The following is a 26855-nucleotide window of genomic DNA, read 5'->3' on the forward strand; positions in this document are numbered from 1 at the left end:
ATGACTCGGGAGGTGATCCTGCAACCGGGAGAGCTCTTTTTTGGCAAGGAGGATGTGGTGGTCAGAACCGTACTGGGCTCCTGTATTGCCATCACCTTGTGGCATCCGGAGCAGAAACAGGGAGGAATGTGTCACTACATGCTGCCAAGTCGGCGCAATCCCTCTACCAAGCTGGATGGGCGCTATGCCGATGAGGCCCTCGCCTTGCTGCTGCAAGCGGCCAGTCACTATCCCGCCCCTATCCATGAATATGAGGCCAAGTTGTTCGGGGGTGGCAACATGTTTACCGAGCCTCAATACGCACAGAGCGACAACAATGTCGCCGCCAAAAATATTCAGGCAGCCTGGCAGCTGACCCGACACCTTGGCCTTGATATCAAGGCTCATCATCTTGGCCATAGCGGCCACCGAAGCTTGCTCTTTGAGCTCAGCAACGGCAGTGTCTGGCTCCGCCATCATCGTCTGCCACATCAACGGGAGTCGCGAGAATGAAGCAGATCCGGGTCATGCTGGTGGATGATTCCGCCGTGGTCAGACAGGTATTGCAAGCGGTGCTGGAGCAGGAGCCTGATATCCGGGTGATAGCCACGGCATCGGATCCCCTGTTTGCCCAGGAAAAACTGAAGAAAGAGTGGCCTGACGTCATCGTGCTCGATGTGGAGATGCCCCGTATGGATGGCATCACCTTTCTCACCAAGATCATGGCAGAGCATCCAACCCCGGTGGTGATCTGCTCCTCCCTCACCGAAAAGGGGGCCGAGACCACCTTGCAGGCAATGGCTGCCGGTGCGGTGGACATCATCACCAAACCGACCATGGGGATAAAAAGCTTTCTGCAAGAATCTGCCCACGACCTGGCCATGGCGGTACGTGCCGCGGCCCAAGCCAACCTCAAGCGCGTGGGCAAGCCCTCCTCTGTACCAGTCAGCACCAAGCTCAACGCGGATGCCATGCTGGCGCCCAACCAACACGCCATGGCACAAACCACCGAGCGCCTCATCGCCATCGGCACCTCGACTGGCGGCACCCAGGCGCTGGAAGCCGTGCTGACTGCTTTGCCCCGGGTCAGCCCCGGCATTGTCATCGTGCAGCACATGCCGGAAAAATTTACCGCCATGTTTGCCGAGCGGTTGAACGGGGTCTGCCAGATAGAAGTGCGGGAGGCGAGGAACAATGACAGGGTGATCCCGGGGCTGGCACTGATTGCCCCCGGAGGCAAGCATATGCTGCTCAAACGCAGCGGTGCCTACTATCATGTCGAGGTAGTCGACGGGCCGCTTATCAACCGCCATCGCCCCTCGGTGGATGTGCTGTTTCGCTCCGTCGCCAAATATGCAGGCAAGAATGCCACCGGCATCATCATGACCGGCATGGGGGATGATGGTGCCCGGGGATTGCGCGAGATGCTGGATGCGGGTGCCAACACCTATGCCCAGGATGAGGCCTCCTGCGTGGTCTTCGGCATGCCCAAAGAGGCGATCAAGCTGGGAGCAGCCCGCCATGTGCTCCCCTTGCAAGAGATGCAGTACGCCATCCTCGGCAAATAACCCCTTATCGCGCGTTTTGATCATAAAAAAGTCCGGCTCCCATTGGGGAGCCGGACTTTTTACATCAACCGGAACCAATCCGGTATCAGGCGAGCAGATTACTCTGCAGCAGGCGCTTCTTCAGTGGCCGGAGCGGCGTCAGCAGCAGGTGCAGCTGCTTCGGTCGGGGCGTTCGCTTCCTTGATGGAGAGACGTACGCGGCCCTGACGGTCCACTTCCAGTACCTTCACCTTGACTACGTCACCGATGGTCAGGTGGTCAGCCACGTTCTGCACGCGAGCGTCGGTGATCTGGGAGATGTGTACCAGACCATCTTTGCCCGGCAGAATGTTGACGAATGCACCGAAATCGGCCAGACGGACAACTTTACCTTCATAGATGCGGTTCACTTCGATCTCGGCGGTGATGGCCTCGATGCGACGGATCGCTTCCATGGCGGCTTCGTTGGCCACGGCGGAGATACGTACAGTACCGTCATCGTCCAGCTCGATGTTGGTGCCGGTCTCTTCGGTCAGCGCACGGATCACGGAACCACCCTTACCGATCACGTCTTTGATCTTCTCAGGATTGATCTTGATGGTGTGGATACGCGGTGCGAAATCGGAGATCTGGGCACGCGGAGCCTGGATAGCTTCATCCATCACTTTCAGGATGTGCAGACGAGCGCCACGAGCTTGCTTCAGCGCAATCTCCATGATCTCTTTGGTGATGCCTTCGATCTTGATGTCCATCTGCAGCGCGGTCACACCTTCGGTGGTACCGGCTACTTTGAAGTCCATGTCGCCCAGGTGATCTTCGTCACCCAAGATGTCGGACAGCACGACGAAACCTTCTTCTTCCTTCACCAGACCCATGGCGATACCGGCAACGGAGGCCTTGATCGGCACACCGGCATCCATCAGCGCCAGAGAGGAACCACAGACAGAGGCCATGGAGGAGGAACCGTTGGATTCGGTAATTTCAGACACCACGCGCACCACGTACGGGAACTCGGCGGCGCTCGGCATCACGGCAGCAACGCCGCGTTTGGCCAGACGGCCGTGACCGATTTCACGACGCTTCGGGCTACCCATCATGCCGGTCTCACCGACACAGTATGGCGGGAAGTTGTAGTGCAGCATGAAGCGATCGGCACGGTTGCCGGTCAGCTCGTCGATGTTCTGGGCGTCACGCTCGGTACCCAGAGTGGCGACCACGATAGCCTGAGTTTCACCACGGGTGAACAGGGCAGAGCCGTGGGCACGGGGCAGAATACCGGTACCTACGCTCAGGGCGCGGATCATTTCCGGATCGCGACCATCGATACGCGGCTCACCACGTACTACGCGACCACGAACGATGCGGCTTTCCAGGCTGTGGAACTCTTCGCCGATCTTCTTGGCATCTTCTTCCACACCGGAAGCGATAACTTGCTCAACCACACGACCCTTGATGGCTGCGATGGTTTCGTAACGGACAGCCTTCTCGGTGATGCGGTAGGCTTCACCCAGTTCGGCGCTCGCCAGCTCGGCAACCTTGGCTTTCAGCGCTTCGTTGACGGCAGGCGGAGTCCAGTCCCACGGCTTGGTGCCGACGGCAGCGGCAAACTCGTTGATCGCATTGATCACGGTCTGCATCTGCTCGTGACCGTATACCACGGCGCCCAGCATCACTTCTTCGGAAAGGATGGCCGCTTCGGACTCAACCATCAGCACGGCATTGGCAGTACCGGCAACTACCAGATCCAGATCGCTCTGCGGCAGTTCGGTGGTGGTCGGGTTCAGCACATACTGACCGTTCATGTAACCCACGCGAGCAGCACCGATCGGGCCGCCAAACGGGATACCGGAGATGGCCAGTGCAGCAGAGGCACCGATCATGGCAACGATGTCGGGGGATACGGCCGGATTCACGGACATTACGGTCGCAACGACCTGAACCTCATTGAGGAAGCCTTCCGGGAACAGCGGACGAATAGGACGGTCGATCAGACGGGAGATGAGGGTCTCGCCTTCGCTCGGACGGCCTTCACGACGGAAGAAACCACCCGGGATACGACCAGCAGCATAGGTACGCTCCTGATAGTTGACGGTCAGCGGGAAGAAATCACGGCCGTGATCGGCCTCTTTCTTGCCGACTACGGTCACAAATACGCAGGTATCGTCCATGCTGACCATAACGGCCGCAGTGGCTTGACGGGCCATCACACCGGTTTCCAGAGTGACGGTGTGTTGACCGTACTGGAATGACTTTACAATAGGATTCACGTGAATTTCCTTTTTACAATTTGGCTCTTTAAATTCGCGCACAAGTATACTTGATTCGATGCAAAAGGTAAGCGGCGACGCGAATTCTGTGAGGCAGGCAACGGCTTGAAGAGCAATAAAAAAGGGGAACCTGACGGTTCCCCTTTTTCGCGAAATCTGATGGTCGATTAACGACGCAGACCCAGCTTGGCGATCAGAGCAGCATAACGCTCGGAATCTTTACGCTTCAGGTAGTCCAGCAGCTTACGACGCTGGGAAACCATGCGCAGCAGACCGCGACGACCGTGGTGGTCCTTGGAGTGCTCTTTGAAGTGACCTTGCAGATGGTTGATCTGGGCAGTCAGCAGGGCAACTTGCACTTCGGGGGAACCGGTGTCGTTGGCGCAACGAGCGTTGTCAGCAACGATTTGAGCTTTGATCTCAGCATTTAGAGACATGGTAATACTCCAGTAGAGTGTTTAAAGGTTCACAGCCAATCTCTAATTCAGCCGTGAAATGAGGGCGGTATCATAATCGTCCCCGCCCCTTTTCGCAACGATAAAGAGGCGAAACGGGAAAGACGCCCTGATACCGCCTGAGGATCACTCCTCGTCGTGATAACGCACCAGTCGCTTGGGAGCGACGCGGCCATCATCATCAATCTCGCCAACCCCGATGAACTCGCGCTCTGGGCCGACCGTCATGCGAACCTGACCGCTTTGCGGCGCACCTGCCACCTGCACGGCCTGGCCCTGATTCACATAGGCAGCCACAACAGCCAGCATGTTCACCTCGGGCAAGCTTGCTACGGCGGTGTCCATCGGCAGCAACAGCGGATCCAGCTGCTCGCGCGGCGGGATACTCTCGGCCTTGGCCTGCTCGAAGATGCACTCGAGCTGCTCCAGAGTCAGCATCCGCTCGTACGGATAGCTGGCCACTTGGGTACGGCGCAACTGGGTCACGTGGGCGCCACAGCCCAGCACTTCACCCAGATCATCCACCAGAGAGCGGATGTAGGTGCCTTTGCTGCAGTGCACTTCAAGGCGCACTTCATCACCTTCAAAGCTCAGCAGTTTGAGCTCGAATACGGTGATGGGACGGGCTTCACGCTCGATCTCGATGCCTTCGCGGGCATATTCGTAGAGCGGACGGCCGTTGTGCTTGAGCGCGGAGTACATGGACGGCACCTGCATGATGGGGCCGCGGAACTGGTCCAGCGCCTCGATCAGGGTACCGACAGCCACGTTCACCGGACGGGTGGAGACCACCTCACCATCGGAGTCGCTGGTGTTGGTGCGCTCGCCCAGTTTGGCGGTCACCTCATAGCGTTTGTCCGCTTCCAGCAGATACTGGGAGAACTTGGTGGCCTCACCGAGGCAGATCGGCAGCATGCCGGTCGCCAGCGGATCCAGTGCGCCGGTGTGACCGGCCTTGGCAGCGTTGTAGATGCGCTTGACCTTCTGCAACACATCGTTGGAGGTCAGGCCGGTCGGCTTGTCCAGCAGCAGAATGCCGTGCACATCACGGCCCTTGAAACGACGTCTTCGGGTCATCTCAGGCTTTATCCTCAGTCGTATCATCCGGTGCGGATTCAGCTTCTTCGTCACGACCGGATTCGGCCATGCGACGCTTGTCTTCACGCACAGTGTTGGTCACCAGGTTGGAGAGACGCATCCCCTCGACCAGGGTCTGGTCGTAGTAGAAACGCAGCTCGGGCACCACGCGCAGACGCATGGCACTGCCCAGCAGACTACGGATATATCCGGCTGCTTCGGTCAGACCCAGCAAGCCTTCCTTGATGCGCTCGGCATCATTTTCCAGCTGCAAGAAGGTGACGTAAATCTTGGCATAGTTGAGGTCACGGGACACTTCCACATCGGAAACGGTCACCATGCCGATGCGCGGGTCTTTCACCTCGCGCTGCAGGATCAGCGCGATTTCACGCTGGATCTGCTGTCCGACCCGACGGGTCCGGCTGAATTCTCTGGCCATATTCTATCCTGCGATAAAAGGGGGCCGCGGCCCCCTATTTTGTCTAACTCTCGGCTTACAGAGTCCGTTGGATTTCAACAGTCTCGTAAACTTCGATCTGGTCGCCTTCGCGCACGTCGTTGTAGTTCTTGACCGCGATACCACACTCGTAGCCGTTGCGAACTTCGTTGACGTCATCCTTGAAGCGGCGCAGGGATTCCAGCTCGCCTTCATAGATAACCACGTTGTCACGCAGAACACGGATACGGTTGGAACGCTTGACCACACCTTCGGTAACCATACAGCCGGCAACGGCGCCGAACTTCGGAGACTTGAAGACGCTACGCACTTCAGCCAGACCGATGATCTCCTGACGATACTCAGGGGCCAGCTTGCCGCTCATGGCCTGCTTCACTTCGTCGATCAGGTCATAGATGACGGAGTAGTAACGCAGATCCAGGCTCTCGGATTCGATGACCTTGCGCGCAGAAGCGTCGGCACGGACGTTGAAGCCAACCAGAATGGCGCTGGAGGCAGCTGCCAGGGTCGCGTCGGTTTCGGTGATACCACCTACGCCGGAACCCACGATCTTCACCTTCACTTCGTCGGTGGAGAGTTTGACCAGCGCATCGCAGATCGCTTCCACAGAACCTTGTACGTCGGCCTTGATCACCACGTTCACTTCGGACACTTCGCCCTCGGTCATGTTGGCGAACATGTTTTCCAGCTTGGCCTTCTGCTGGCGAGCCAGCTTGACTTCGCGGAACTTGCCCTGACGATAGAGCGCCACTTCACGGGCTTTCTTCTCGTCACGGACAACGGTGGCTTCGTCACCGGCAGAGGGAACGCCGGACAGACCCAGGATTTCCACCGGCAGGGACGGACCCGCTTCCTTGATCTCGCGACCCAGTTCGTCACGCATGGCGCGAACACGGCCGTACTCGAGACCACACAGAACGATGTCGCCCTGACGCAGAGTACCTTCTTGTACCAGTACGGTAGCAACCGGACCACGACCTTTATCCAGGAAGGATTCGATCACGACGCCGTTGGCCATGCCATCAACCACCGCTTTCAGCTCCAGTACTTCGGCCTGGATCAGGATGGCTTCCAGCAGGTCGTCGATGCCTTCGCCGGACTTGGCGGACACGTGCACGAACTGGCAGTCTCCACCCCAATCTTCGGACATGACGTTGTAACGGGCCAGTTCGGTCTTGACGCGATCCGGATCCGCTTCCGGCTTGTCGATCTTGTTGACCGCCACAACCAGCGGCACACCGGCAGCCTTGGCGTGCTGGATAGCTTCGATGGTTTGCGGCATCACGCCGTCGTCAGCTGCAACAACCAGAACAACGATATCGGTCGCCTTGGCACCACGAGCACGCATGGAGGTAAACGCCGCGTGACCCGGGGTATCCAGGAAGGTGATCATGCCACTGTCAGTCTGGACGTGGTAAGCACCGATATGCTGGGTAATACCACCGGCTTCGCCAGCAGCAACCTTGGCTTTACGAATGTAGTCGAGCAGCGAGGTCTTACCATGGTCAACGTGACCCATGATGGTAACGACCGGTGCGCGCGGCTTGGCTTCGGAGGTCTCGTCACGATCGGACAGTACCGCCTCTTCCAGCTCGTTCTCACGACGCAACACAACCTTGTGACCCATCTCCTCGGCGACCAGCTGAGCGGTCTCCTGATCGATCACCTGGTTGATGGTGGCCATGGCACCCATCTTCATCATCACCTTGATGACTTCAACGCCCTTGACGGCCATCTTGTTGGCCAGCTCGGCCACAGTGATGGTCTCGCCGATGACGACGTCGCGGTTCACCACGGCAGCCGGCTTGTTGAAGCCGTGCTTCATGGCGTTCGGCATGGCGACCTTGCCGCGCTTGCCTTTGCGGGCACGCGGGTTGCGAGAGTCGCGATCATCTTCACGACGACCGGCTTTCTTCGGTGCCTTGGCAGCTGCGGCAGTGCGGCGGCTGGTCTCTTCTTTCCGATCCAACTCGTCTTCTGCGGCTTGCGCATGCTTGTTGGTGGTCAGATGGTAGTCGCTGCTCTCTTTGGCGCGAGCGGCCTCTTCTTCAGCCCAGCGGGCTGCGTTCTGTTCCGCCATGAGACGAGCCTCTTCGGCTTTCTTCGCGGCGAGTTCTTCAGCTTTTTTCAAAGCTGTTTGTTCCTGTTGGCGCTTCAGTTCTTCTGCTTCGCGCTTGGCCATCTTTTCTGCCTCTTGCTGAGCTGTGCTACTGGCTGCTTTGGCGGGCTGTGAAGCCTGTCGAGCCTTTGATTGTGCCTCGATCCGCGCCTTTTCCTCAGCTTCACGACGAGCCTGCTCAGCCTCACGGCGAGCCTTCTCTTCAGCTTCGAGGCGAGCCTTCTCTTCGGCCTCGCGACGAGCTTTTTCTTCTGCTTCCAAACGCGCTGTTTCCTCGGCTTCCGCCTGACGCTGTTCATCTTCCAGCGCCGAGCGTCTTACATAGGTGCGAGACTTGCGCACTTCTACCTGCACTTCCTTGTTCTTGCCGCCAGTCCCCTGAACACTGATGGTGCTCTTGGTCTTGCGCTGCAAGGTCATGCGGGCAGGAGCGGCGACCTCGTCACCTCCATGCTGTTTCTTCAGGTGTGCCAGCAGAGCCTGTTTCTCAGACTCGCTGACCATGTCGTCGGCCTTGCTCTTGCTGATACCGGCATCGACAAACTGCTGGAGAAGACGATCAACCGGTGTGTCGATGTCAGTGGCAAGTTGTTTGACTGATACTTCTGCCATTCATTTTCCTCCGTTTGATCTTACTCGGACTGCTCTTCTCCGAACCAACAGATATTGCGAGCAGCCATAATGAGCTCACCTGCCTTCTCGGCAGTCAGCCCTTCAATATCAGCAAGGTCATCGATACCTTGCTCAGCCAAATCTTCCAGGGTGCCAACGCCACGGCCCGCCAGAGCGTAAGCCAGTTCGCGGCTCAGACCGTTCAGATTGAGCAGCTCTTCGGACGGCTCAACGCCATCGAAAGACTCTTCTTTGGCCAGTGCCTTGGTAGTCAGGGCATCTTTGGCGCGCTTGCGCAGCTCTTCGACCATGTCTTCATCCAGACCGTCGATAGCCAGCAGCTCGTTGACCGGTACAAAGGCGATCTCTTCCAGGGTAGAGAAGCCCTCTTCCATCAGCAGACCGGCGAAATCGTCGTCGATGTCCAGGGTGCTGGTGAACAGGTTCATGATGCGGTCGTTTTCGGCCTGGTGCTTGGCACGCATGTCCTCAACGGTCATCACGTTCAGCTCCCAACCGGTCAGCTGGGAGGCCAGACGCACGTTCTGACCATTGCGACCGATGGCCTGAGCCAGGTTGGCAGCTTCCACGGCGATATCCATGGTGTGGTTGTCTTCATCAACGATGATGGAGGCCACATCGGCAGGTGCCATGGCATTGATCACGTACTGGGCCGGGTTGTCATCGTACAGCACGATGTCAGCGCGCTCACCGCTCAGCTCGGCGGAGACAGCTTGCACACGGGCGCCACGCATACCGATACAGGCACCGATCGGGTCGATACGACGATCGTTGGTCTTCACCGCGATCTTGGCGCGGGAACCCGGATCACGGGCAGCGCCCATGATTTCGATCATCTCTTCACCGATCTCCGGTACTTCGATACGGAACAGCTCTTTCAGGAAGTCCGGGCTGGAACGGCTGACAAACAGCTGGGAACCACGGGCTTCCGGACGCACTGCATACAGCAGGCCACGGACACGGTCACCCGGGCGGAAGGTTTCACGCGGCAGCATGTCATCACGGAAGATCACGGCTTCAGCATTGCTGCCCAGATCCAAGATGACGTTGTCGCGGTTACTCTTCTTGACCACACCACTGATGATGGTGCCTTCTTTATCTTTAAACTGATCAACTACTTGTGAACGCTCGGCTTCGCGCACTTTCTGCACGATAACCTGCTTGGCGGTCTGGGTAGTGATACGGTCGAAGGTCACAGAGTCGATCTGGTCTTCAACATACTCACCGATCTGGATCTCCGGCTGATCAATCTGCGCCGCTTCCAGGGTGATTTCAGCATAGGGGTTCTCCATCGCGGCTTGATCCGCAATAACTACCCAGCGGCGATAAGTGTCGTAGTCACCGGTCTTGCGATCGATTTCGACCCGAACTTCAATCTCGCCTTCATATTTCTTCTTGGTCGCAGTCGCCAGCGCGGTTTCCAGAGCCTGGAAGATCTTCTCGCGGGGTACCGCTTTCTCGTTGGATACTGCGTCAACGACCAGCAAAATCTCTTTATTCATATCCGATAGCCTCGTTAACCAAAGTTCGGCACTATGTTCGCTTTTTGGATATTGGTGAAAGCCAACACGTCGTCCTTACCATCTACTGTCAGGGTGATCATGTCGCCTTGCACAGCTTTGATTACGCCTTTGAACTTGCGGCGGTTGTTTGTTGCCATCCGAAGCGTTACCGCCGCCTCTTGGCCAACGTATTTTTCGAAATGGGCAACCTTGAACAGGGGACGATCCAGGCCTGGGGAGGATACCTCGAGGTAGTACTCCTCGGTGATGGGATCTTCGACGTCCATGATGGCGCCAACCTGATGGCTGACCTCAGCACAGTTCTCGACAGTCACACCCTGCTCGCCGTCGATATAGACACGCAAGGTGGAGTGTTTACCCGCACGGATAAACTCAATACCCCAAAGTTCAAAACCCAAGGCAACGACCGGAGCCTCAAGCAGATCGGTCAAACGTTGTTCCAACGTAGCCAAAGTCACCCTCCGAAAAACAAAAAAAGGGCATAAAGCCCAGATAGATATCGATTCAGAGTAAATTGCACATAACAAAAAGCCCCGATGTCAAATCGGGGCTTGGCGCTTTACCCTGATTGTCGCCTCGCAGCGACCGCCTTCCTGAGCGTAGGAAATGCGTGAAATTTGGTTGCGGGGGCCGGATTTGAACCGACGACCTTCGGGTTATGAGCCCGACGAGCTACCATGCTGCTCCACCCCGCGTCCGAAATCGTGCGAGATTATAGCCACTTCACTCTCTTGATACAAGACTGACTGGCTATAATACACTCGGTTTCCCGAGCTCACTGCTTAATTGGTGCCGTGGGCGGGACTCGAACCCGCACACCCTAGAGCACTACCCCCTCAAGATAGCGTGTCTACCAATTCCACCACCACGGCAAAACTCTTACTCGGGAACGTCAGTATCTTTCTTCACTGGCGCTTTGGTCTGCTCAACCTGTTGGGTTTGTTGCAGATTTTCCCACTCACTACCCTGATTGACCTTGTTGCTGGACATAGATCCGAGCACCAAGCTGATAACGAAAAACAGAGTAGCCAAAATTGCTGTTGTTCGGGTCAGGAAACTGCCTGAACCACCGGAGCCGAATACTGTGTTCGATGCCCCTGCGCCGAAGGAGGCGCCCATATCAGCCCCTTTACCTTGCTGAATCATCACCAGACCAATCAGAGCCAGTGAAACCAGCAGATAAACGACTAAAAGAATCTCGTACATTTAACTTGCACCCTTTGCCGCTTCAACAATTCCTAAAAACGCATCGCTATCGAGGCTTGCTCCGCCAATCAGTCCGCCATCAATGTCGGGCTGTGCAAACAAATCTCTCGCGTTGCTCGGCGTTACGCTCCCACCATAGATGATTCTAACTTTCTCACCTATTACCGGAGTATCCTCCGCCAAGCGACCACGTATAAAGGAATGAACCTCTTGTGCCTGCTCGGGTGTGGCGCATTTACCTGTACCTACAGCCCAAATCGGCTCGTAGGCGATGATAGCATTATCGAAAGCCATCGCGCCATTTTTCTCTATGACGATATCCAGCTCTTCAGCGAGCACCTCGAAGGCTCTTCTCGCCTGCCTTGCCGCCCCTGATTCACCTAAACAGAGGATGGGAATCAAGCCTGCCGCTCTGGCTGCCGCAAACTTCTCTGCGACGATAAAACTGGTCTCACCAAAGAGACGCCTGCGCTCGGAGTGCCCTACCAATACGTAACGACACCCTGCCTCAACCAGCATCTGACACGAGATTTCTCCAGTGTAAGCGCCAGTAGCGTGCTGACTCACATTCTGAGCCCCCAACTTTATTACCTTCTGCTCATTGAGTAGTGAAGCACTAAAGTCGAGATGCACATGGGAAGGACAGAGAACCACATCTACTTTTCCGTCAACACCGTTTAGGCACTGACTCGTAAACCGCTCTAACTGCGACCTACTACCGTGCAACTTCCAGTTGGCTGCTACAAACGGCTTGCGATGTCCCATCGGCAACTCCCTTGCGAAAGCGGGGCTGATAATATCCAGAGGATGCTCAGCTGACAAGTGCTATTTTTAAATTTTTGAATCGTTTGAACAAGATACAACCAGGGCGGCTAAAAAGCCGCCCTGGTTGTTCATTAAAACGCCGATTCAACCTGCTTGGCGATGCGCTGAGCCATGTCACGCACCTGCTGTTCATGCTCCCCTTCGACCATGACCCGGATCAGCGGTTCGGTACCTGATTTACGCAATAGTACGCGACCACGACCAGCCAGCTCCTGTTCCACCTTGGCAACCTCAGCCATGACAGCATCAGCGGCCAGCGGATCCTTGCCTTCGGCAAAACGAACATTAACCAGCACCTGCGGGAACTTGCTCATGCCGGAGCGCAGCTTGGCCAGCGGCATCTCGGCACTGCGCATGGCGGTAAGCACCTGCAAGGCGGCTACGATGCCATCACCCGTAGTGGTCTGATCCAGACAGATAATGTGGCCGGAGTTCTCGCCACCGATGCGCCAGCCCTTCTCTTCCATCATCTCCAGCACATAGCGGTCACCCACCTTGGCACGGGCAAACGGAATGCCCAGGGTTTGCAGCGCCAGTTCCAGACCCATGTTGGCCATCAGGGTGCCGACTACGCCCCCCTTGAGGCGACCATTGCGCAGAGCATCGCGTGCGATGATATAGAGCACTTCATCACCGTCGATGAGGTAGCCGGTGTGGTCGACCATGATCAGACGGTCACCATCACCATCAAAGGCAACCCCCAGATCAGCCTTGCACTCCAGAACCTTGGCAACCAACGCGTCAGGCGCAGTCGAACCGACACCATCGTTGATGTTGAGACCATCCGGGGCACAGCCCATGGTGATCACTTCAGCACCCAGCTCGCGGAAAACCGACGGCGCAATGTGGTAAGTGGCACCGTGGCCACAGTCGACCACCATTTTCACCCCATCCAGATTCATGTGGGAGGGGAAGGTGCTCTTGCAAAATTCGATATAGCGACCGGCAGCATCATCAATGCGCACCGCTTTGCCAAGCTCAGCAGACTCAACACACTTGAGCTCGTGATCCAGCTCGGCTTCGATAGCCAGCTCGACATCATCGGGCAGCTTGGTGCCATCGGCGGAGAAGAACTTGATGCCGTTGTCGTAGAAGGGGTTGTGGGAAGCGCTGATGACGATGCCAGCTTCGGCACGGAAAGTGCGAGTCAGGTAGGCAACCGCCGGCGTGGGCATGGGCCCCATCAGAATGGCCTTGAGGCCTGCCGCAGAGAGCCCCGCTTCCAGCGCGGATTCCAGCATGTAACCGGAGATGCGGGTATCTTTTCCAATCAGCACCTTTTTGGTGCCCTTCTTGGAGAGCACCTTGCCGGCAGCCCAACCCAATTTCATTACAAAATCAGGAGTGATCGGGTATTCGCCAACCTTGCCACGCACACCATCGGTACCGAAATACTTTCTTGCCATTGTCTGTTCTCTTTATTATCTGGAAATAAAATCTTGTCCCGTCATTGCCAGCCAACCGACGCGCAATGCGTCCATGGTCTCCCGTACATCGTGTACCCTGATGATGCGGGCCCCATGCTGCATGCCGATAAGGGCGCATGCCAGACTGCCCGCCAGACGCTCATCCACCGGACGGCCCAGCAGGTTGCCTATCATAGACTTTCGCGACATCCCCACCAATAGCGGCAAGCCATAATCAAGCAGTTCCTTTTGAGCCGCCAACAGCTGATAGTTGTGTGCAAGGGTTTTGCCAAAGCCATATCCCGGATCCAGCAACAGCTCTTCACGACGGATCCCGACCGCCAGACAAGCCGCAATACGCTCATCAAAGAAGGCGCGAACCTCCCCGATCAGGTCCTCATAGTGCGGCTCGACCTGCATGGTTCTCGGCTGCCCCTGCATATGCATCAGACAGACCGGAACCCGAGCTTCGGCCGCGGCTTGCAGTGCTCCAGGTGCTTGCAGTGCCCGCACATCGTTGATCAGATGGGCTCCCGCCTTGCAACCCTCCCGCATCACCGCCGCTTTGGAGGTATCGAGGGAGATCATCACATCCAGCTCACGGACCATCTGTTCCACGACAGGAATGACCCTGTCCAGCTCCTCCTGCTCGCTCACATCGGGCGCACCAGGGCGGGTTGACTCGCCACCGATGTCGATGAGGGTCGCACCGTCAGAGACCATCTGGCGCGCATGGGCCATTGCCCGTTCAAACTGGTTGAAATTACCGCCATCAGAGAAGGAGTCGGGCGTTACATTGAGGATCCCCATCACATGGGGACGATCGAGGGAAAGGCTGAGCCCCTTGCTGGTTAACTGCATTTTCATGTCCATCTGATAAAGAAAAACCCCGGGCAAGCCCGGGGTTTGGAGATTCACGATTATTTGGCCGGAGCGTCGTTGGCTTTGTCGATAGTGACATCCGCCACCGGTGCAGCCTCATCGGCAGGCTTGGCCTCGGCAGCCACGGTGGAACCGCCTTGCGGGGTATCACCGTGCTCGTCATGCCAGTTGCTCGGAGCACGTACCTCGCGACGCGCCATCAGATCATCGATCTGTTTGGCGTCGATGGTCTCGTACTTCATCAGCGCATCTTTCATGCTGTGCAACACGTCCATGTTATCCAGCAGGATCTGCTTGGAACGGGCGTAGTTGCGGTCGATGACCTGCTTGACCTCGGCATCGATGACGCGAGCGGTATCGTCGGACATGTGCTTGGCCTTGGCCATGCTGCGACCGAGGAACACTTCACCATCTTCTTCCGCGTAGAGCATTGGGCCGAGACGCTCGGACATACCCCACTGGGTCACCATCTTGCGTGCAATGTCGGTCGCTCGCTCGATGTCGTTGGAAGCGCCAGTAGAAACCTTCTCGGCACCATAGATCAGCTCTTCTGCCAGGCGACCGCCATACAGGCTGGAGATCATTGACTCCAGATGCTGCTTGGAGTGGCTCCAGCGATCCTGCTCCGGCAGATACATGGTCACACCCAGCGCACGACCGCGCGGAATGATAGAGACCTTGTAAACCGGGTCATGGTCAGGCACGAGACGACCAATGATGGCGTGACCGGCTTCATGATACGCAGTCATCTCTTTTTCGGACTCTTTCATCACCATGGAGCGGCGTTCCGCACCCATCATGATCTTGTCCTTGGCCTTCTCGAACTCGGCCATAGAGACCACACGGCGACTTTCGCGAGCTGAGAAGAGCGCAGCTTCGTTTACCAGGTTGGCAAGGTCAGCACCGGAGAAACCGGGGGTACCACGGGCAATCAGTGCCGGATTGACGTCATCCGCCAGCGGAACTTTGCGCATGTGCACTTTCAGGATCTGCTCGCGACCACGGACATCCGGCAGACCGACCACAACCTGACGGTCGAAACGGCCCGGACGCAGCAGTGCCGGATCCAGTACGTCAGGACGGTTGGTGGCAGCAATGACGATGATGCCTTCATTGCCTTCAAAGCCATCCATCTCGACCAGCATCTGGTTAAGAGTCTGCTCACGTTCATCATGACCACCACCCAGACCGGCGCCACGCTGGCGACCGACCGCATCAATTTCATCGATGAAGATGATGCAGGGGGAGGATTTCTTGGCCTGTTCGAACATGTCACGTACCCGGGAGGCACCGACACCGACGAACATCTCCACGAAATCGGAACCTGAGATGGTGAAGAACGGCACCTTGGCCTCGCCCGCAATGGCCTTGGCCAGCAGGGTCTTACCGGTACCGGGAGGACCCACCAGAAGCACACCGGTCGGGATCTTGCCACCCAGTTTCTGAAATTTGCTCGGGTCGCGCAGATAGTCGACCAGCTCCTTCACCTCTTCCTTGGCTTCATCGCAACCTGCAACATCAGCAAAGGTAGTCTTGATCTGATCTTCGCTCATCAGGCGAGCCTTGCTCTTGCCGAACGACATGGCACCTTTGCCACCGCCGCCCTGCATCTGACGCATGAAGAATACCCAGACACCGATCAGCAGCAGCATCGGGAACCAGGAGATGAAGATAGAGGTCAACAGAGACGGCTCTTCCGGCTTCTCGCCCATCACTTTGACATTGTGATTGAGCATGTCGTTGAGCAGCTGGGGATCCGGCGCCGGGATGATGGTGGTGAATCGTTCACCAGTACGCTTGACGCCATTAATGACCTTACCGTCCATCCGCACTTCACGGATCTGCTCTTGGGTCACCTCTTTAACGAAGCTGGAATAGTCCAGCTGGCGACTGGTGGTATCGCTGGGGCTGAAGCTATTGAACACCGACATCAAAACGACGGCGATGACCAGCCACAGGATTAAGTTTTTCGCCATGTCACTCAAATCAGTAACCTCGCAGACTGACAGTTAACGATGAAGGTTAGGGTACTACAGTTTAAAACCGGTAGCCACAATGTAGACTTCCCGTGATCTGGCGCGGGATGAGTCTGGTTTACGAATTTTGACAGCGGAGAAAAGTTTACGAATTTCATTGAGATAGGCATCAAAGCCCTCTCCCTGAAACACCTTCACTACGAAACTGCCGTCACTACGCAATACCTGATTGCACATGTCCAGCGCCAGCTCGACCAGATACATAGCGCGAGCCTGATCCACCTGCTGGGTACCGCTCATGTTGGGCGCCATATCAGACATCACGACATCGACCTTGTCGGGACCCACTCGCTCCAGCAAAGCGCCGAGTACAGTTTCCTCCCGAAAGTCCCCTTGCAGGAAATCGACACCAGCAATGGGATCCATCGGCAAAATGTCACATGCGATGACGCGACCCGAATCACCAACCTGTTCAACCGCGAACTGGGACCAACCACCGGGGGCGGCACCCAAATCCACTACGGTCATGCCATGTTTCAGCAAGCGATCCTTGCCCTGGATCTCGTCAATCTTGAAAACAGCACGAGAACGCAGACCCATTTTCTGGGCTTTTTTGACGTATTGATCGTCGAAATGTTCTTTTAACCAGCGTGTTGAACTGGGGGAACGTTTTTTCTGGGTCATGATAATCGACTTTAAAAAACCACAAGGGTTATTAGTATTAAGGGCTAAGTGGGGGTAGAATACGCCCCTTTCAACCCTGACTTATGAAGAAATTGCGATGATTCTCAACAATAAACAGAAACAGTACCTCAAGGGCCTTGCCCATAGCCTCAAGCCTGTCGTCCTGCTGGGTCAGCATGGTCTGACCGAAGGTGTACTGGCCGAGATCGATCTGGCACTGAACCATCACGAGCTGATCAAGGTTAAGGTTGCCTCTGAAGATCGCGAAATGAAACAACTGGTTATGGATGCTATCGTCCGTGAAACCGGTTCAATCAAGGTGCAAAGCATGGGTCATGTGCTGACCATTTATCGTCAAGCCAACGAACCCAAAATCCAGCTGCCCCGCAAGTAAAAGGAAAGAGCATCGCTCTTTCCTTATTCCACTTCTTCCCGAGTCGCTTGCCAAAGTAGTCGCAAAGCCCTTAACCTGCGATGAATACTTCCGGACACGCATTATGGCTCACCATCCTATTCTGACCGACGATGAGCTGGCCATGCTGCGGGACTTGGGGAGCAATCAGGACACCCATGTTCTGAGTGGTCACCTCGATGCCCCCATGCTTGGCTTGCTGCAAAAAGCCGAACACCTTGTACTCGAAGCCCGCTTCGCAGGCCATCAGCTGCGTTTTCCCCTGAGCTTTACCCAAGGGGAAGATGGCTTCGTCGAGCCCCGGTTATCTGCACCGGTCATCAGGGAGTTGGGATTTGCGCAACCGCGCGCCTGGCGTCTCACCCAAAAAGCCAAGCTATGCAGCGAGCTGGGCCTATTTCAGGTACTCAGCCTCTCCCTCAACGGCCTCATCGTAGAAAATTTGCCAATCGACATGGTGGCCGATACCCCCATCAACGGCGAGCTCTGCATCGAGCAAGAGGCCCCTCTTCCACTGCAGGGACGACTGGTTAGGCGCATTAAAGCCAATGCCGACCATGCCACCTGGGCGCTGAGCTTTCAAATGAGCGAGAGCAACATCGAACGGCTGCGCCACTGGTTGTTTCAGCGTCATCAGGACGCCTTTACCGAGGCGTATCTGTCCTGATTTTTATCAATAATCATATAGATAAATACAAACAGGGGAGCGCCAGCCCCCCTGTTTCATCGTCTATAGCATTCGCTTAGATATAAGCGACTTCCAGCACTTCGTATTCCACATCACCGCCCGGCGTCTTGACGATTGCAACATCGTCCACTTCCTTGCCAATCAGGGCGCGGGCAATGGGGGAGTTGACAGAGATGAGGTTCTGTTTGATATCAGCCTCATCGTCACCCACGATGCGGTAAACCACCTCTTCCTCTGTCTCGCTCTTGAGCAGAGTCACAGTCGCGCCAAAAATCACGCGGCCGTTGTTGGTCATCTTGGTGACATCGATCACCTGCGCATTGGAGAGCTTGGCTTCAATCTCCTGAATGCGGCCTTCACAGAACCCCTGCTGCTCGCGAGCGGCATGGTATTCGGCGTTTTCCTTCAGATCGCCGTGCTCACGGGCATCGGCAATCGCTTCGATAATCTGGGGACGAAGCTCGGTCTTGAGATAATCGAGCTCTTCGCGCAGCTTCTCAGCGCCGCGAACAGTCATCGGAGTATGATTCATAGTCGAAACCTGGGTTGCTTGAAAATAGAAACTGCGGCCATCTGCAAGGAGGCCGCAGCAATCGGTTCGGATGAGGCATCTTAATATGAAGCCAACACAAAATCCACGTCAGCCCCCTGATGCAGATCCCACTTGCGTCATCGGCATTCCCTTCGCTTACTTCCCTTCCGGTACGGAAATGGGGGCCGAAACGGTCGGTTTGCCCTGCATGATGGCGATCTCCACCCGCCGGTTCATCCGACGATTTTCCGGGGTCGTATTGGGCACCAATGGTTGGGAATCCGCCATCCCCTGCACCACAAGTCGTCCCTGATCAAAACCGGGGACCTTCAGCATCTGGTGCGCCACCGCCACCGCCCGTTGCGACGACAACTCCCAGTTGGACTGGAACAGCTCATCTTCGGTCGCCACGTTGTCGGTGTGACCGGAGATGGTGATTTCACCCGGCACATCCTTGAGCAGGGTCGCTACCTTGCGAATGACCGGCCAGAACTGTGGCTGCAGAAATGCCGAACCGGCCGGGAAAGACGCTTTTTCCCTGATCCGGATGATGATCTGCTGGCCCAGCGCCTCAATTTCGATGGCGCCATCCTGGATCTGATCTTTCATCTGCTCGGCGAGGGCTTTGGCCAGGGTATTGGACTGTTCTTGCGCCTTCTTTGCATCCTGCGCGGTATCGCCCCCCGTCTGCTTGCCATCACTCTTGTCCTGACCACCTGCCTGATCCGCCTCGCCGGGCAGAAACTCCAGTTCGGTCTGGGTCAAATCGATGGTCTGCTGCATCACGGTATCAATCGGCGTGGGTTCCGGGCGACCGGGCCTGAACTCCTGGGCAATCACCGAGGTTCCCTTGGGAATATCTTTCACTTCGAGGATGTTCTGTACCCCGAATGCCTTCTCCATAGAGCCGGCGATTTGCTTGAACTTCTGCACATCCATCTCGGCAAAGGAGAGCAACAGCACGAAGAAACACATCAGCAGCGACATGAGGTCGGCAAAGGTCCCCATGTACGCGGGTAAGCCAGGCGGTGGGCATTTGCAATCAGACATGTTGCCCCCTTACTCGGCGCCGTTATTGCGTTTGGACTGGTTCAGATAGTTTTGCAGCATGGACTGGATCACCCGCGGGTTCTGGCCATCCTGAATCCCCATGATGGCATCGAGGATCAGGGTACGACTGAGCTTCTCCTCCCCGCTGCGCAGCTCCAGCTTGTCGGCAATCGGGATCGCAATCATGTTGGCAAGCACTGCGCCATAAAGAGTGGTAAGCAAGGCCACCGCCATCGCAGGCCCGATCGACTTGGGGTCACTCATGTTGGCCAGCATGGCCACCAGACCCACCAACGTACCTATCATCCCCATGGCGGGCCCTAAATCAGCCAAAGAACGAAATACCTTGATCGCGATAGCATGACGTTCGGCCGTCAAATCGATGTCTTTCTCCAACACGGTGCGCACCACGCTCGCATCGTGACCATCGACCAGCATATCGATCCCTTTTTTCATAAATGCATTGGGGATCTCTGCGGCCTCCAGTGCCAGAAAACCCCCTTTGCGGGCGGCATCTGCCAGCTCGACGGCTTTGGTAATCAGATCATCGAGCTTGTCGCCCTTGTACATAAAGGCTTTACCACCGACCTTGATAGCCAAAAAAAACTGGCCAAGGTTAAATTTCATCATGGCAATGAAGATGGAACCAAAGATGGTGATGTAGACCGATGGCATATCCACATACATGCTCATGGGCCCACCCAGCAGCATGCCGTACACCACCACCCCGAAACCCAGCACTATCCCTATCAGACTGCCTAGATCCACGTCCCTACTCCTGTCACCGGTTCTTATGCCTAATTATAGTTTGTTGAATTTTCTGCTATTGCGACCCTAGCGGCAAGCATGCATCCACTGAGAATGATGGCTCATTATCGGCCAGTTTAGCGAGAGTTTGAGGGGGCGATGCTTTTCTGCCTCCCCCCTGTGGACGGTCGATGTTAATATAAGCCGTTTTTTTCAATCCCCGAGGATGGACATGGCCAGTAAAAAAATCGACCGTCTGAGTTTTGATGCCACTCTGGAAGAGCTGGAAACCATCGTTCATCAGCTGGAACAAGGTTCCCTACCCCTGGAAGAGGCGCTCAAGCAGTTCGAGCAAGGCGTTCATCTGGTACGGGCCGGTCAGCAGAAGCTGGAACTGGCCGAACAGAAGATCCAGATCCTGCTCAGTCAAGCCGATGGCAGTGACCAGCTCGCCCCCTTCCAGCCAGAACAAGGAGAGGAGTGAGTGGCGCTGGACCATTTTTCCCGTCTGCATCGTCAGCGTATTGACGACTGTCTGTCAGCACAACTTGAATCCTTGCCCGCCATGGCGCCGCGTCTGCGCGATGCTATGAGTTACGGCCTGCTGCTGGGCGGCAAGCGGGTTCGCCCGTTTCTGGTCTACGCGGTCGGCGAGATGCTGGGCGTCAAGAGCGAACTACTGGATGGCCCCGCGGCTGCCGTGGAGTGCATCCACGCCTACTCCCTGCTGCATGATGACCTGCCCGCCATGGATAACGACGACCTGCGTCGCGGTCAGCCAACCGTTCACAAGGCGTTTGACGAAGGAACCGCCATTCTGGCCGGTGATGCGCTGCAGACCCTGGCGTTCTCCATTCTGGCCGATCACCCCATGCCCGACTCCTTGATGGCCAACCGGGTGCGGATGCTGAGTACCCTCGCCCGCGCCTCCGGCTATTTGGGTATGTGTGGCGGTCAGGCGCTGGATCTGCAGGCCGAAGGGCGCCAGATCTCGCTCGCCGAGCTGGAGCAGGTACACCGCCACAAGACCGGTGCACTGATTGAATGTGCCGTGGCGCTCGGCGCCCTGTGCAAAGCCGATGTCGATGACGCCACGCTGGCTGCCCTGCAAACCTATGCCGCCGCAATTGGCCTCGCCTTTCAGGTGCAGGATGACATCCTTGACATCACAGGTGATACCGCCACCTTGGGCAAGCCACAAGGTTCTGACCTGGCGCTGGAGAAAAGTACCTATCCGGCCCTGCTCGGACTCGAAAATGCCCGTGAGCTGGCTCGCGAACTGCATGGGAAAGCCTTAACAGCCCTGCAATCCTTGCCCTACAATACCGACATTCTGGAAGCGTTTGCCGATTACATCATCGAGCGAACCAACTAAACGCTGGATAACAGTAACAATATGAGCGTTGATATTAGCAATTTCCCCAACCTGGCCCTCGCGGACACTCCGGTCGAGCTGCGTTCCTTGCCCAAAGATCGGCTGCCGGTGCTGTGCAACGAGCTGCGCGAATATCTGCTGCGCTCTGTCAGCCGCTCCAGCGGACACTTTGCCTCCGGTCTCGGCACGGTCGAACTGACCGTGGCCCTGCACTACGTCTACAACACCCCGTTCGATCGGCTGATCTGGGATGTGGGCCATCAGGCCTATCCCCACAAGATCCTGACCGGGCGCCGTGATCAGATCCACACCATCCGGCAGAAGGATGGTCTGCACCCCTTCCCCTGGCGTGGCGAGAGTGAATACGACGTGCTCTCCGTCGGCCACTCCAGCACTTCCATCGGTGCGGCGCTCGGTATGGCGGTCGCCGCCGAGAGTGAAGGGCTGGGTCGCAAGGTCGTTGCAGTGATCGGTGATGGTGCCATTACCGCAGGGATGGCCTTTGAAGCGCTCAACCACGCCGGCGATGTCCACAAGGACATGCTGGTGATCCTCAACGACAACGAGATGTCCATCTCAGAGAATGTCGGGGCGCTCAACAACCATCTGGCCCGGGTCATGTCAGGCAAGCTCTACACCACCATCCGCGAAGGCGGCAAGAAGGTGTTAGCAGGTCTGCCACCGGTCAAGGAGCTGGCCAAGCGGGCTGAAGAGCACCTCAAGGGGATGGTGGTACCCGGCACCCTGTTCGAGGAGTTCGGCTTCAACTATATCGGCCCCATCGACGGTCACGATATCGAGGCACTGGTCGAGACCCTGCGCAATATGCGCAACCTCAAGGGCCCGCAGTTGCTGCACGTCAAAACCAAGAAGGGCAAGGGTTACGAGCCAGCGGAGAAAGACCCCATCGGTTATCACGCTGTGCCCAAGTTCAATCCTGACGAGTGTTCCCTGCCGAAAGCGAGCTCCGCCAAACCCACCTTCTCCGCCATCTTTGGCCAATGGCTGTGCGACATGGCCGCCAAAGACGAGAAGCTGGTCGGTATCACCCCCGCCATGCGTGAAGGCTCGGGGCTGGTGAAATTCAGCCAGCAATATCCGGATCGTTACTTCGACGTGGCGATTGCCGAGCAACATGCGGTCACGTTCGCCGCAGGTCTCGCCATCGCCGACAAGAAGCCGGTGGTGGCTATCTATTCGAGCTTCCTGCAGCGCGCCTACGATCAGGTGATCCACGATGTGGCACTGCAAGATCTGCCGGTGCTGTTCGCCATCGACCGGGCCGGTCTGGTGGGCGCCGATGGCCCGACCCATCAGGGAGCGTTCGACATCAGCTTCCTGCGCACCGTGCCCAACATGGTGGTGATGACGCCATCTGACGAGAACGAGTGCCGCCAGATGCTCTATACCGGCTATCTCCATCAAGGCCCTGCCGCCGTGCGTTACCCCCGCGGCAGCAGTATGAGCGATGCCCCCATCTCGTCAGAAATGCAGGCACTGGCGCTTGGCAAGGGACGAATCCTGCGAGAGGGCAAGGGCACCGCTATTCTGGCCTTTGGTACCCTGCTGCACCACGCGAAAGCGGCCGCAGAGGCACTGGATGCCACTCTGGTGGACATGCGCTTCGTCAAACCGATGGATGAGGCGCTGGTGCTGTCGCTGGCAGCCAGCCACGATCAGTTCGTCACTCTGGAAGACAACGCCATCATGGGCGGCGCCGGTTCGGCGGTGAACGAGTTGCTGATGCGCAGCAAGCAGTGCAAGCCGGTGCTCAACCTTGGCTTGCCGGATCGCTTCGTCGAACAGGGCACCCAGCAGGAGATCTATGCCCTGCTCGGTCTGGACGATGCAGGCATCCAGCGCAGCATCGAAAGCTGGCTGCAAGCCTGACGAGACACGATGTGATGCAATAGACAGGAAAATTCAGTAACGGTTCGAAAAAATCCCCAGGTAATGCCTGGGGATTTTTTTAAGAAGACAGCAGAGTGTGACTACTGTTGTGACGATACCGAATCGACAGAGCTTAGTTACACCCTTCGGTAGAGGCTGAGTTCAGGTAGCTCACCTCATTGCCTGGCTGATAATCGGCCACGTTGATGGTCTTCTTGATCTCGATGTACTCCTTCAGCACGGCAGCATCCACCAACCCGGCGTTGATGGTATCGATCTTCGGATAGCCATCACCACCGGAGGCGCTGAAGCTCGGGATCGCGAAGCTGTAGGTTGCTGCCGGATCAAACGCCTTGCCACCGATACTGGTGATATTGACGCTCTTGGCCTGGCAATCCACCGCCATGTTGATACCGCCAAACTGGGCATAACCACCGGTATTGCGGGTCTTGCTCGCCACCTGGCCCAGATAGGTCGCCAGCTCGCTTCCCTTCATGACAGCCTTGTTGACCGTGTTGCCAAACGGGTGCACCAGCAGCACGCTGCGGTAAGTGATATCACCGGCCGGGATGCTGTCGCGCACACCGCCTGAGTTGACGATACCAAAGTCGACACCCAGCTTGCTGCTGGTCGCCGTGGTGATGAGGCGACCCAGGTTGGTCTGCTTGTTGCGAACCGAGTTGCGATCACCAACCAGTAAGCCATCTGCCGAGCCAATGACGACATTCAGCTCTTGCTGACCTTTCTCCTGGTAACCCAGCAGGGTGTTATACAGCTCGGGATCCTTGGTGATCTCATCCTGTACGAACTGCATCTTGGCCGGGTCCTTGGTTACGGCGCCGTTGGCATCGATCGCTTCGCCCTTGGCGTTGCGCTTGATCAGGTTGACCGGGATCAGGTCATAGCTGGTCAGGGTCAATTTGCCATTCTGGTACTCAAACTGGGCACGGCCCACATACTTGCCCCACTCGTGGGCCTGCATGATCCAGGTGCCATTTTGCTGATCCGGCTGGCAGTTATCACCCGGCTTGAAATTGGCGTACTTGTTGGTGGTACCCGGTTCCATACAGACCGGATTCTGGGAGTGGCCACCAATGATGGCATCCAGAGTCCCTGCCGGCAGAGCACGAGCCATCTCTACATCGCCCGGCGCATTGCTGCCGTGCTGACCATTCTCGTAATGGCCCATGTGTGTGATGGCGAAGACCAGATTGGCCTCCTTGTTGCTGCGGATCTGCTGGCCCAGTTTGGCCGCCTCGCTGGTCGGATCGCGGAACTCCAGGGTCTGCACGTTGTTGGGATCAACCAGCTGGGCGGTATCCTCGGTAGTCAGACCCAGTACGGCGACCTTGAGACCGCTCTCCAGCTTGAACACCTTGTAGGGATCAAAGTAGTGTTTGCCGCTCGCCTTGTCATAGATGTTGGCCGAAAGCATGGGGAACTGGGCCCACTTGCGCTGCTTCTCCAGCACGCTGAGAGGGTTGTCGAATTCATGGTTGCCCACTGCCATGGCATCGTAGCGAATGTTGTTCATCGCCATGAAGTCAGGCTCGGCGTCCTGCAGATCGGACTCCGGCACGCCGGTATTCACATCACCACCGGAAAGAACCAGTACGTCACTGCCAGCAGCCTTGGCATCGGCACGCAGCTGTTCGACCAGAGTCTTCTGGGCAGCCATACCGTACTCATTTTCAGCATTGTGCCAGAAACGGCCGTGGGTATCGTTGGTGTGCAGGATAGTCAGTTTGCAGACATTTTCGGTGCAGGGTGCAACGGTGTCATTGCTCGAGGTATTACAGCCAGTCAGTGCAGCAAGCACGGCCAGTGCCACGCCGCCTTTGATAAAGTTATTATTCATTTCCATATCACCTTGATTGTTTTGTTATTTATCAACCCTGTCCAGCGGGTCGGGCGTCAATATAACAAACAACAGATGACCGTTTTTCATCGATGACTCACAAATTCTGCTAATTGTGATCTTCGGCCCAACATCCGGCTTCCTGCTGATTTATCAGGTTTTTTGTTGAGTGGTCACTCACTTGCCCCTCTCCGGCACCAAGGAGGCGCCACGTATACGCCCCTTTATGGCATACTCCCCAGCCAGCCATGCCCGAGGAGATGATTTGATGGCCAAGTACGACAAGATTTCCCCCGAGACTCAGCAGGAGGCGATGAAAATTGCCCGTGCCAACCAGAAGCCGGGGCAGACCAAAGAGCAGACCCAGCTTATCGCGCAAGGGATCCAGAAAGGCATCGATGAATACAAGAAGCAGATGAAGGCTCGGGCCCGCGAAGCGAGCCGCCAGAAAAAAATGCAGGCCAAAACCAGGCAACCACAGGGTGCGCCACAACCCGAAGAGCAAGACGATCAGCTTGAAGTGGTTGAAGTAAGCCATCAGCATCCCCTGCCCTGGATCTTGCTGGTGCTGAGCTGGCTGGGATTTGCTGCAGCCTGGTTCTGGTTGCACTAAGACGCGCTAGCAAACCTTTATCCGGGATCCTCTTCACAGCCCGGGCCCGGGCTGCTGGTGATTACCAGCGAAGAGTGATTAAATCCTGCGCCTCTTGCACCGGACTCCCTGTTTTTTGACGATCAGTTTTCAGGAAAGATGTTATGAACCCCGCTCCGCTCTATCTGCTGGCCCCTTTTGTTCTGTTCCTTGTGACCATGCTGCTCTATCGCATTTCGCCGCTGCGGGCGGTCGCCGCCGGTGGGGTACGCTGGTTTATCCTCCCCGCCTTCACCCTGTTTATTTTGCTGATCATCATCAATGGAGCCGCCGATCCCACCCTGCGCGATCCGGCATTCCACTGGTTGATGCCGGGCCTTGGCTTTGCCATGAGCCTGTTTCCGGCCCTGCCCAAGGCGCTGGTGCCAAGGCTCGCCATCAAGGAGGGGGCCTTTGCCGCCCTCGGTCTGATGCTGATGAGCCTGGCCATGGTCTACTGACCAACCGGCCACAGCAGTTAGCATGATGCAAGGGGCGCTCTGTGACGGGCACCCCTTGTACAAACAATGGCCTGCAGGCATCTTGGTGACAGGATAACCAGCAAGGAGGCCAAATGGACAATCCGCCCGATTTCATGGCGCTGTGGGATTATCAGGATCCCGCCGCCAGCGCACT

The 26855-nt window shown here is 56.7% G+C and carries 26 protein-coding genes and 2 tRNA genes; 9 read left to right on the forward strand and 19 right to left on the reverse strand.

Features of this window, described 5'->3' with window-relative positions:
* Positions 1–492, forward strand: a complete 492-nt coding sequence (gene cheD, locus DBR30_RS03400) for a chemoreceptor glutamine deamidase CheD (RefSeq protein WP_005349556.1) — start codon at positions 1–3, stop codon at positions 490–492.
* Positions 489–1547, forward strand: a complete 1059-nt coding sequence (locus DBR30_RS03405) for a protein-glutamate methylesterase/protein-glutamine glutaminase (protein ID WP_005338795.1) — start codon at positions 489–491, stop codon at positions 1545–1547. The genes cheD and DBR30_RS03405 overlap by 4 nt, the downstream gene beginning before the upstream one ends.
* Positions 1548–1645: 98 nt before the next feature.
* On the opposite strand, the gene pnp is transcribed toward DBR30_RS03405, so the two are convergent.
* The 15 genes from pnp to rlmE form a co-directional block, all read right to left on the reverse strand.
* Complete coding sequence (gene pnp / locus DBR30_RS03410; protein WP_108542210.1) at positions 1646–3793, reverse strand: polyribonucleotide nucleotidyltransferase; 2148 nt, start codon at positions 3791–3793, stop codon at positions 1646–1648.
* A 167-nt stretch (positions 3794–3960) separates the two neighbouring features.
* Complete coding sequence (rpsO, locus tag DBR30_RS03415; RefSeq protein ID WP_005338797.1) at positions 3961–4230, reverse strand: 30S ribosomal protein S15; 270 nt, start codon at positions 4228–4230, stop codon at positions 3961–3963.
* Between the two features lie 144 nt (positions 4231–4374).
* Positions 4375–5325, reverse strand: a complete 951-nt coding sequence (gene truB, locus DBR30_RS03420; RefSeq protein ID WP_005338798.1) for a tRNA pseudouridine(55) synthase TruB — start codon at positions 5323–5325, stop codon at positions 4375–4377.
* A gap of 1 nt (position 5326) precedes the next feature.
* On the reverse strand, positions 5327–5764 hold the full coding sequence (gene rbfA, locus DBR30_RS03425) for a 30S ribosome-binding factor RbfA (protein ID WP_042060105.1): 438 nt from the start codon (positions 5762–5764) through the stop codon (positions 5327–5329).
* A gap of 55 nt (positions 5765–5819) precedes the next feature.
* The gene (gene infB / locus DBR30_RS03430; RefSeq protein WP_005338806.1) at positions 5820–8513 is read right to left on the reverse strand and encodes a translation initiation factor IF-2; all 2694 of its coding nucleotides are present in this window, start codon (positions 8511–8513) and stop codon (positions 5820–5822) included.
* Between the two features lie 20 nt (positions 8514–8533).
* Positions 8534–10036, reverse strand: a complete 1503-nt coding sequence (gene nusA, locus DBR30_RS03435; protein ID WP_005338808.1) for a transcription termination factor NusA — start codon at positions 10034–10036, stop codon at positions 8534–8536.
* Positions 10037–10050: 14 nt separating this feature from the next.
* Entirely contained in the window at positions 10051–10509 is a 459-nt protein-coding gene (rimP, locus tag DBR30_RS03440) for a ribosome maturation factor RimP (protein ID WP_005338809.1), read from the reverse strand.
* A gap of 166 nt (positions 10510–10675) precedes the next feature.
* Positions 10676–10752: transfer RNA gene (locus DBR30_RS03445), tRNA-Met, on the reverse strand.
* A gap of 92 nt (positions 10753–10844) precedes the next feature.
* A tRNA-Leu gene (locus tag DBR30_RS03450) sits at positions 10845–10929 on the reverse strand.
* A 7-nt stretch (positions 10930–10936) separates the two neighbouring features.
* Positions 10937–11263, reverse strand: coding sequence for a preprotein translocase subunit SecG (secG, locus tag DBR30_RS03455; protein WP_108542211.1), 327 nt, complete (start codon positions 11261–11263; stop codon positions 10937–10939).
* Positions 11264–12028, reverse strand: a complete 765-nt coding sequence (tpiA, locus tag DBR30_RS03460; RefSeq protein ID WP_108542212.1) for a triose-phosphate isomerase — start codon at positions 12026–12028, stop codon at positions 11264–11266.
* A 131-nt stretch (positions 12029–12159) separates the two neighbouring features.
* Positions 12160–13494 (reverse strand): phosphoglucosamine mutase, encoded by a 1335-nt coding sequence (gene glmM, locus DBR30_RS03465; RefSeq protein ID WP_005338823.1) that lies wholly within the window; start codon positions 13492–13494, stop codon positions 12160–12162.
* A 15-nt stretch (positions 13495–13509) separates the two neighbouring features.
* Positions 13510–14355: a dihydropteroate synthase gene (gene folP, locus DBR30_RS03470; RefSeq protein WP_103250972.1), complete on the reverse strand. Its 846-nt coding sequence runs from the start codon at positions 14353–14355 to the stop codon at positions 13510–13512.
* A 59-nt stretch (positions 14356–14414) separates the two neighbouring features.
* A complete protein-coding gene (ftsH, locus tag DBR30_RS03475; protein ID WP_005343537.1) occupies positions 14415–16361 on the reverse strand; it encodes an ATP-dependent zinc metalloprotease FtsH in 1947 nt (648 codons plus the stop codon).
* 45 nt (positions 16362–16406) lie between these two features.
* Positions 16407–17036 (reverse strand): 23S rRNA (uridine(2552)-2'-O)-methyltransferase RlmE, encoded by a 630-nt coding sequence (rlmE, locus tag DBR30_RS03480; RefSeq protein ID WP_005338828.1) that lies wholly within the window; start codon positions 17034–17036, stop codon positions 16407–16409.
* Positions 17037–17133: 97 nt separating this feature from the next.
* Between rlmE and yhbY the strand changes: the two genes are divergently transcribed.
* Together yhbY and DBR30_RS03490 are read left to right on the forward strand one after the other, a co-directional pair.
* Positions 17134–17430 carry a ribosome assembly RNA-binding protein YhbY gene (gene yhbY, locus DBR30_RS03485; protein WP_005338829.1) on the forward strand — a complete coding sequence of 99 codons (297 nt, stop codon included), beginning with the start codon at positions 17134–17136 and terminating at the stop codon, positions 17428–17430.
* A 103-nt stretch (positions 17431–17533) separates the two neighbouring features.
* Complete coding sequence (locus DBR30_RS03490; RefSeq protein ID WP_005338831.1) at positions 17534–18115, forward strand: hypothetical protein; 582 nt, start codon at positions 17534–17536, stop codon at positions 18113–18115.
* A 76-nt stretch (positions 18116–18191) separates the two neighbouring features.
* On the opposite strand, the gene greA is transcribed toward DBR30_RS03490, so the two are convergent.
* The 3 genes from greA to pomA all read right to left on the reverse strand — a co-directional run bounded on the left by greA (position 18192) and on the right by pomA (position 20486).
* Positions 18192–18668 carry a transcription elongation factor GreA gene (greA, locus tag DBR30_RS03495; RefSeq protein ID WP_005338833.1) on the reverse strand — a complete coding sequence of 159 codons (477 nt, stop codon included), beginning with the start codon at positions 18666–18668 and terminating at the stop codon, positions 18192–18194.
* 156 nt (positions 18669–18824) lie between these two features.
* A complete protein-coding gene (locus DBR30_RS03500) occupies positions 18825–19718 on the reverse strand; it encodes a flagellar motor protein MotB (protein WP_108542213.1) in 894 nt (297 codons plus the stop codon).
* 9 nt (positions 19719–19727) lie between these two features.
* On the reverse strand, positions 19728–20486 hold the full coding sequence (gene pomA, locus DBR30_RS03505) for a flagellar motor protein PomA (RefSeq protein WP_108542214.1): 759 nt from the start codon (positions 20484–20486) through the stop codon (positions 19728–19730).
* A 211-nt stretch (positions 20487–20697) separates the two neighbouring features.
* Here pomA and xseB point away from each other — a divergent pair, with 211 nt between their 5' ends.
* Genes xseB through dxs form a run of 3 tightly spaced genes read left to right on the forward strand, consistent with a single transcriptional unit; the run spans position 20698 to position 23730 of the window.
* The gene (gene xseB, locus DBR30_RS03510) at positions 20698–20949 is read left to right on the forward strand and encodes an exodeoxyribonuclease VII small subunit (RefSeq protein ID WP_005338838.1); all 252 of its coding nucleotides are present in this window, start codon (positions 20698–20700) and stop codon (positions 20947–20949) included.
* The gene (ispA, locus tag DBR30_RS03515) at positions 20950–21840 is read left to right on the forward strand and encodes a (2E,6E)-farnesyl diphosphate synthase (protein WP_108588184.1); all 891 of its coding nucleotides are present in this window, start codon (positions 20950–20952) and stop codon (positions 21838–21840) included.
* Between the two features lie 21 nt (positions 21841–21861).
* Positions 21862–23730 carry a 1-deoxy-D-xylulose-5-phosphate synthase gene (dxs, locus tag DBR30_RS03520; RefSeq protein ID WP_108542610.1) on the forward strand — a complete coding sequence of 623 codons (1869 nt, stop codon included), beginning with the start codon at positions 21862–21864 and terminating at the stop codon, positions 23728–23730.
* A 133-nt stretch (positions 23731–23863) separates the two neighbouring features.
* On the opposite strand, the gene ushA is transcribed toward dxs, so the two are convergent.
* Positions 23864–25588, reverse strand: a complete 1725-nt coding sequence (ushA, locus tag DBR30_RS03525; RefSeq protein ID WP_108542609.1) for a bifunctional UDP-sugar hydrolase/5'-nucleotidase UshA — start codon at positions 25586–25588, stop codon at positions 23864–23866.
* A 268-nt stretch (positions 25589–25856) separates the two neighbouring features.
* Here ushA and DBR30_RS03530 point away from each other — a divergent pair, with 268 nt between their 5' ends.
* Positions 25857–26201, forward strand: coding sequence for a DUF2956 domain-containing protein (locus DBR30_RS03530; RefSeq protein WP_108542608.1), 345 nt, complete (start codon positions 25857–25859; stop codon positions 26199–26201).
* Between the two features lie 143 nt (positions 26202–26344).
* A complete protein-coding gene (locus tag DBR30_RS03535; RefSeq protein ID WP_108542607.1) occupies positions 26345–26680 on the forward strand; it encodes a hypothetical protein in 336 nt (111 codons plus the stop codon).
* Positions 26681–26855 lie beyond the last annotated feature (175 nt).

Source organism: Aeromonas sp. HMWF017 (assembly GCF_003061465.1).
Classification (GTDB): Bacteria; Pseudomonadota; Gammaproteobacteria; order Enterobacterales; family Aeromonadaceae; genus Aeromonas; species Aeromonas veronii.

Coding starts and splice junctions, on each gene's coding strand:
- cheD (WP_005349556.1), top strand. CDS start 1: ATGACTCGGGAGGTGATCCTGCAACCGGGAGAGCTCTTTTTTGGCAAG.
- DBR30_RS03405 (WP_005338795.1), top strand. CDS start 489: ATGAAGCAGATCCGGGTCATGCTGGTGGATGATTCCGCCGTGGTCAGA.
- rpsO (WP_005338797.1), bottom strand. CDS start 4,230: ATGTCTCTAAATGCTGAGATCAAAGCTCAAATCGTTGCTGACAACGCT.
- truB (WP_005338798.1), bottom strand. CDS start 5,325: ATGACCCGAAGACGTCGTTTCAAGGGCCGTGATGTGCACGGCATTCTG.
- rbfA (WP_042060105.1), bottom strand. CDS start 5,764: ATGGCCAGAGAATTCAGCCGGACCCGTCGGGTCGGACAGCAGATCCAG.
- infB (WP_005338806.1), bottom strand. CDS start 8,513: ATGGCAGAAGTATCAGTCAAACAACTTGCCACTGACATCGACACACCG.
- nusA (WP_005338808.1), bottom strand. CDS start 10,036: ATGAATAAAGAGATTTTGCTGGTCGTTGACGCAGTATCCAACGAGAAA.
- secG (WP_108542211.1), bottom strand. CDS start 11,263: ATGTACGAGATTCTTTTAGTCGTTTATCTGCTGGTTTCACTGGCTCTG.
- tpiA (WP_108542212.1), bottom strand. CDS start 12,028: ATGGGACATCGCAAGCCGTTTGTAGCAGCCAACTGGAAGTTGCACGGT.
- glmM (WP_005338823.1), bottom strand. CDS start 13,494: ATGGCAAGAAAGTATTTCGGTACCGATGGTGTGCGTGGCAAGGTTGGC.
- folP (WP_103250972.1), bottom strand. CDS start 14,355: ATGCAGTTAACCAGCAAGGGGCTCAGCCTTTCCCTCGATCGTCCCCAT.
- rlmE (WP_005338828.1), bottom strand. CDS start 17,036: ATGACCCAGAAAAAACGTTCCCCCAGTTCAACACGCTGGTTAAAAGAA.
- yhbY (WP_005338829.1), top strand. CDS start 17,134: ATGATTCTCAACAATAAACAGAAACAGTACCTCAAGGGCCTTGCCCAT.
- DBR30_RS03490 (WP_005338831.1), top strand. CDS start 17,534: ATGGCTCACCATCCTATTCTGACCGACGATGAGCTGGCCATGCTGCGG.
- greA (WP_005338833.1), bottom strand. CDS start 18,668: ATGAATCATACTCCGATGACTGTTCGCGGCGCTGAGAAGCTGCGCGAA.
- DBR30_RS03500 (WP_108542213.1), bottom strand. CDS start 19,718: ATGTCTGATTGCAAATGCCCACCGCCTGGCTTACCCGCGTACATGGGG.
- xseB (WP_005338838.1), top strand. CDS start 20,698: ATGGCCAGTAAAAAAATCGACCGTCTGAGTTTTGATGCCACTCTGGAA.
- dxs (WP_108542610.1), top strand. CDS start 21,862: ATGAGCGTTGATATTAGCAATTTCCCCAACCTGGCCCTCGCGGACACT.
- ushA (WP_108542609.1), bottom strand. CDS start 25,588: ATGAATAATAACTTTATCAAAGGCGGCGTGGCACTGGCCGTGCTTGCT.
- DBR30_RS03530 (WP_108542608.1), top strand. CDS start 25,857: ATGGCCAAGTACGACAAGATTTCCCCCGAGACTCAGCAGGAGGCGATG.
- DBR30_RS03535 (WP_108542607.1), top strand. CDS start 26,345: ATGAACCCCGCTCCGCTCTATCTGCTGGCCCCTTTTGTTCTGTTCCTT.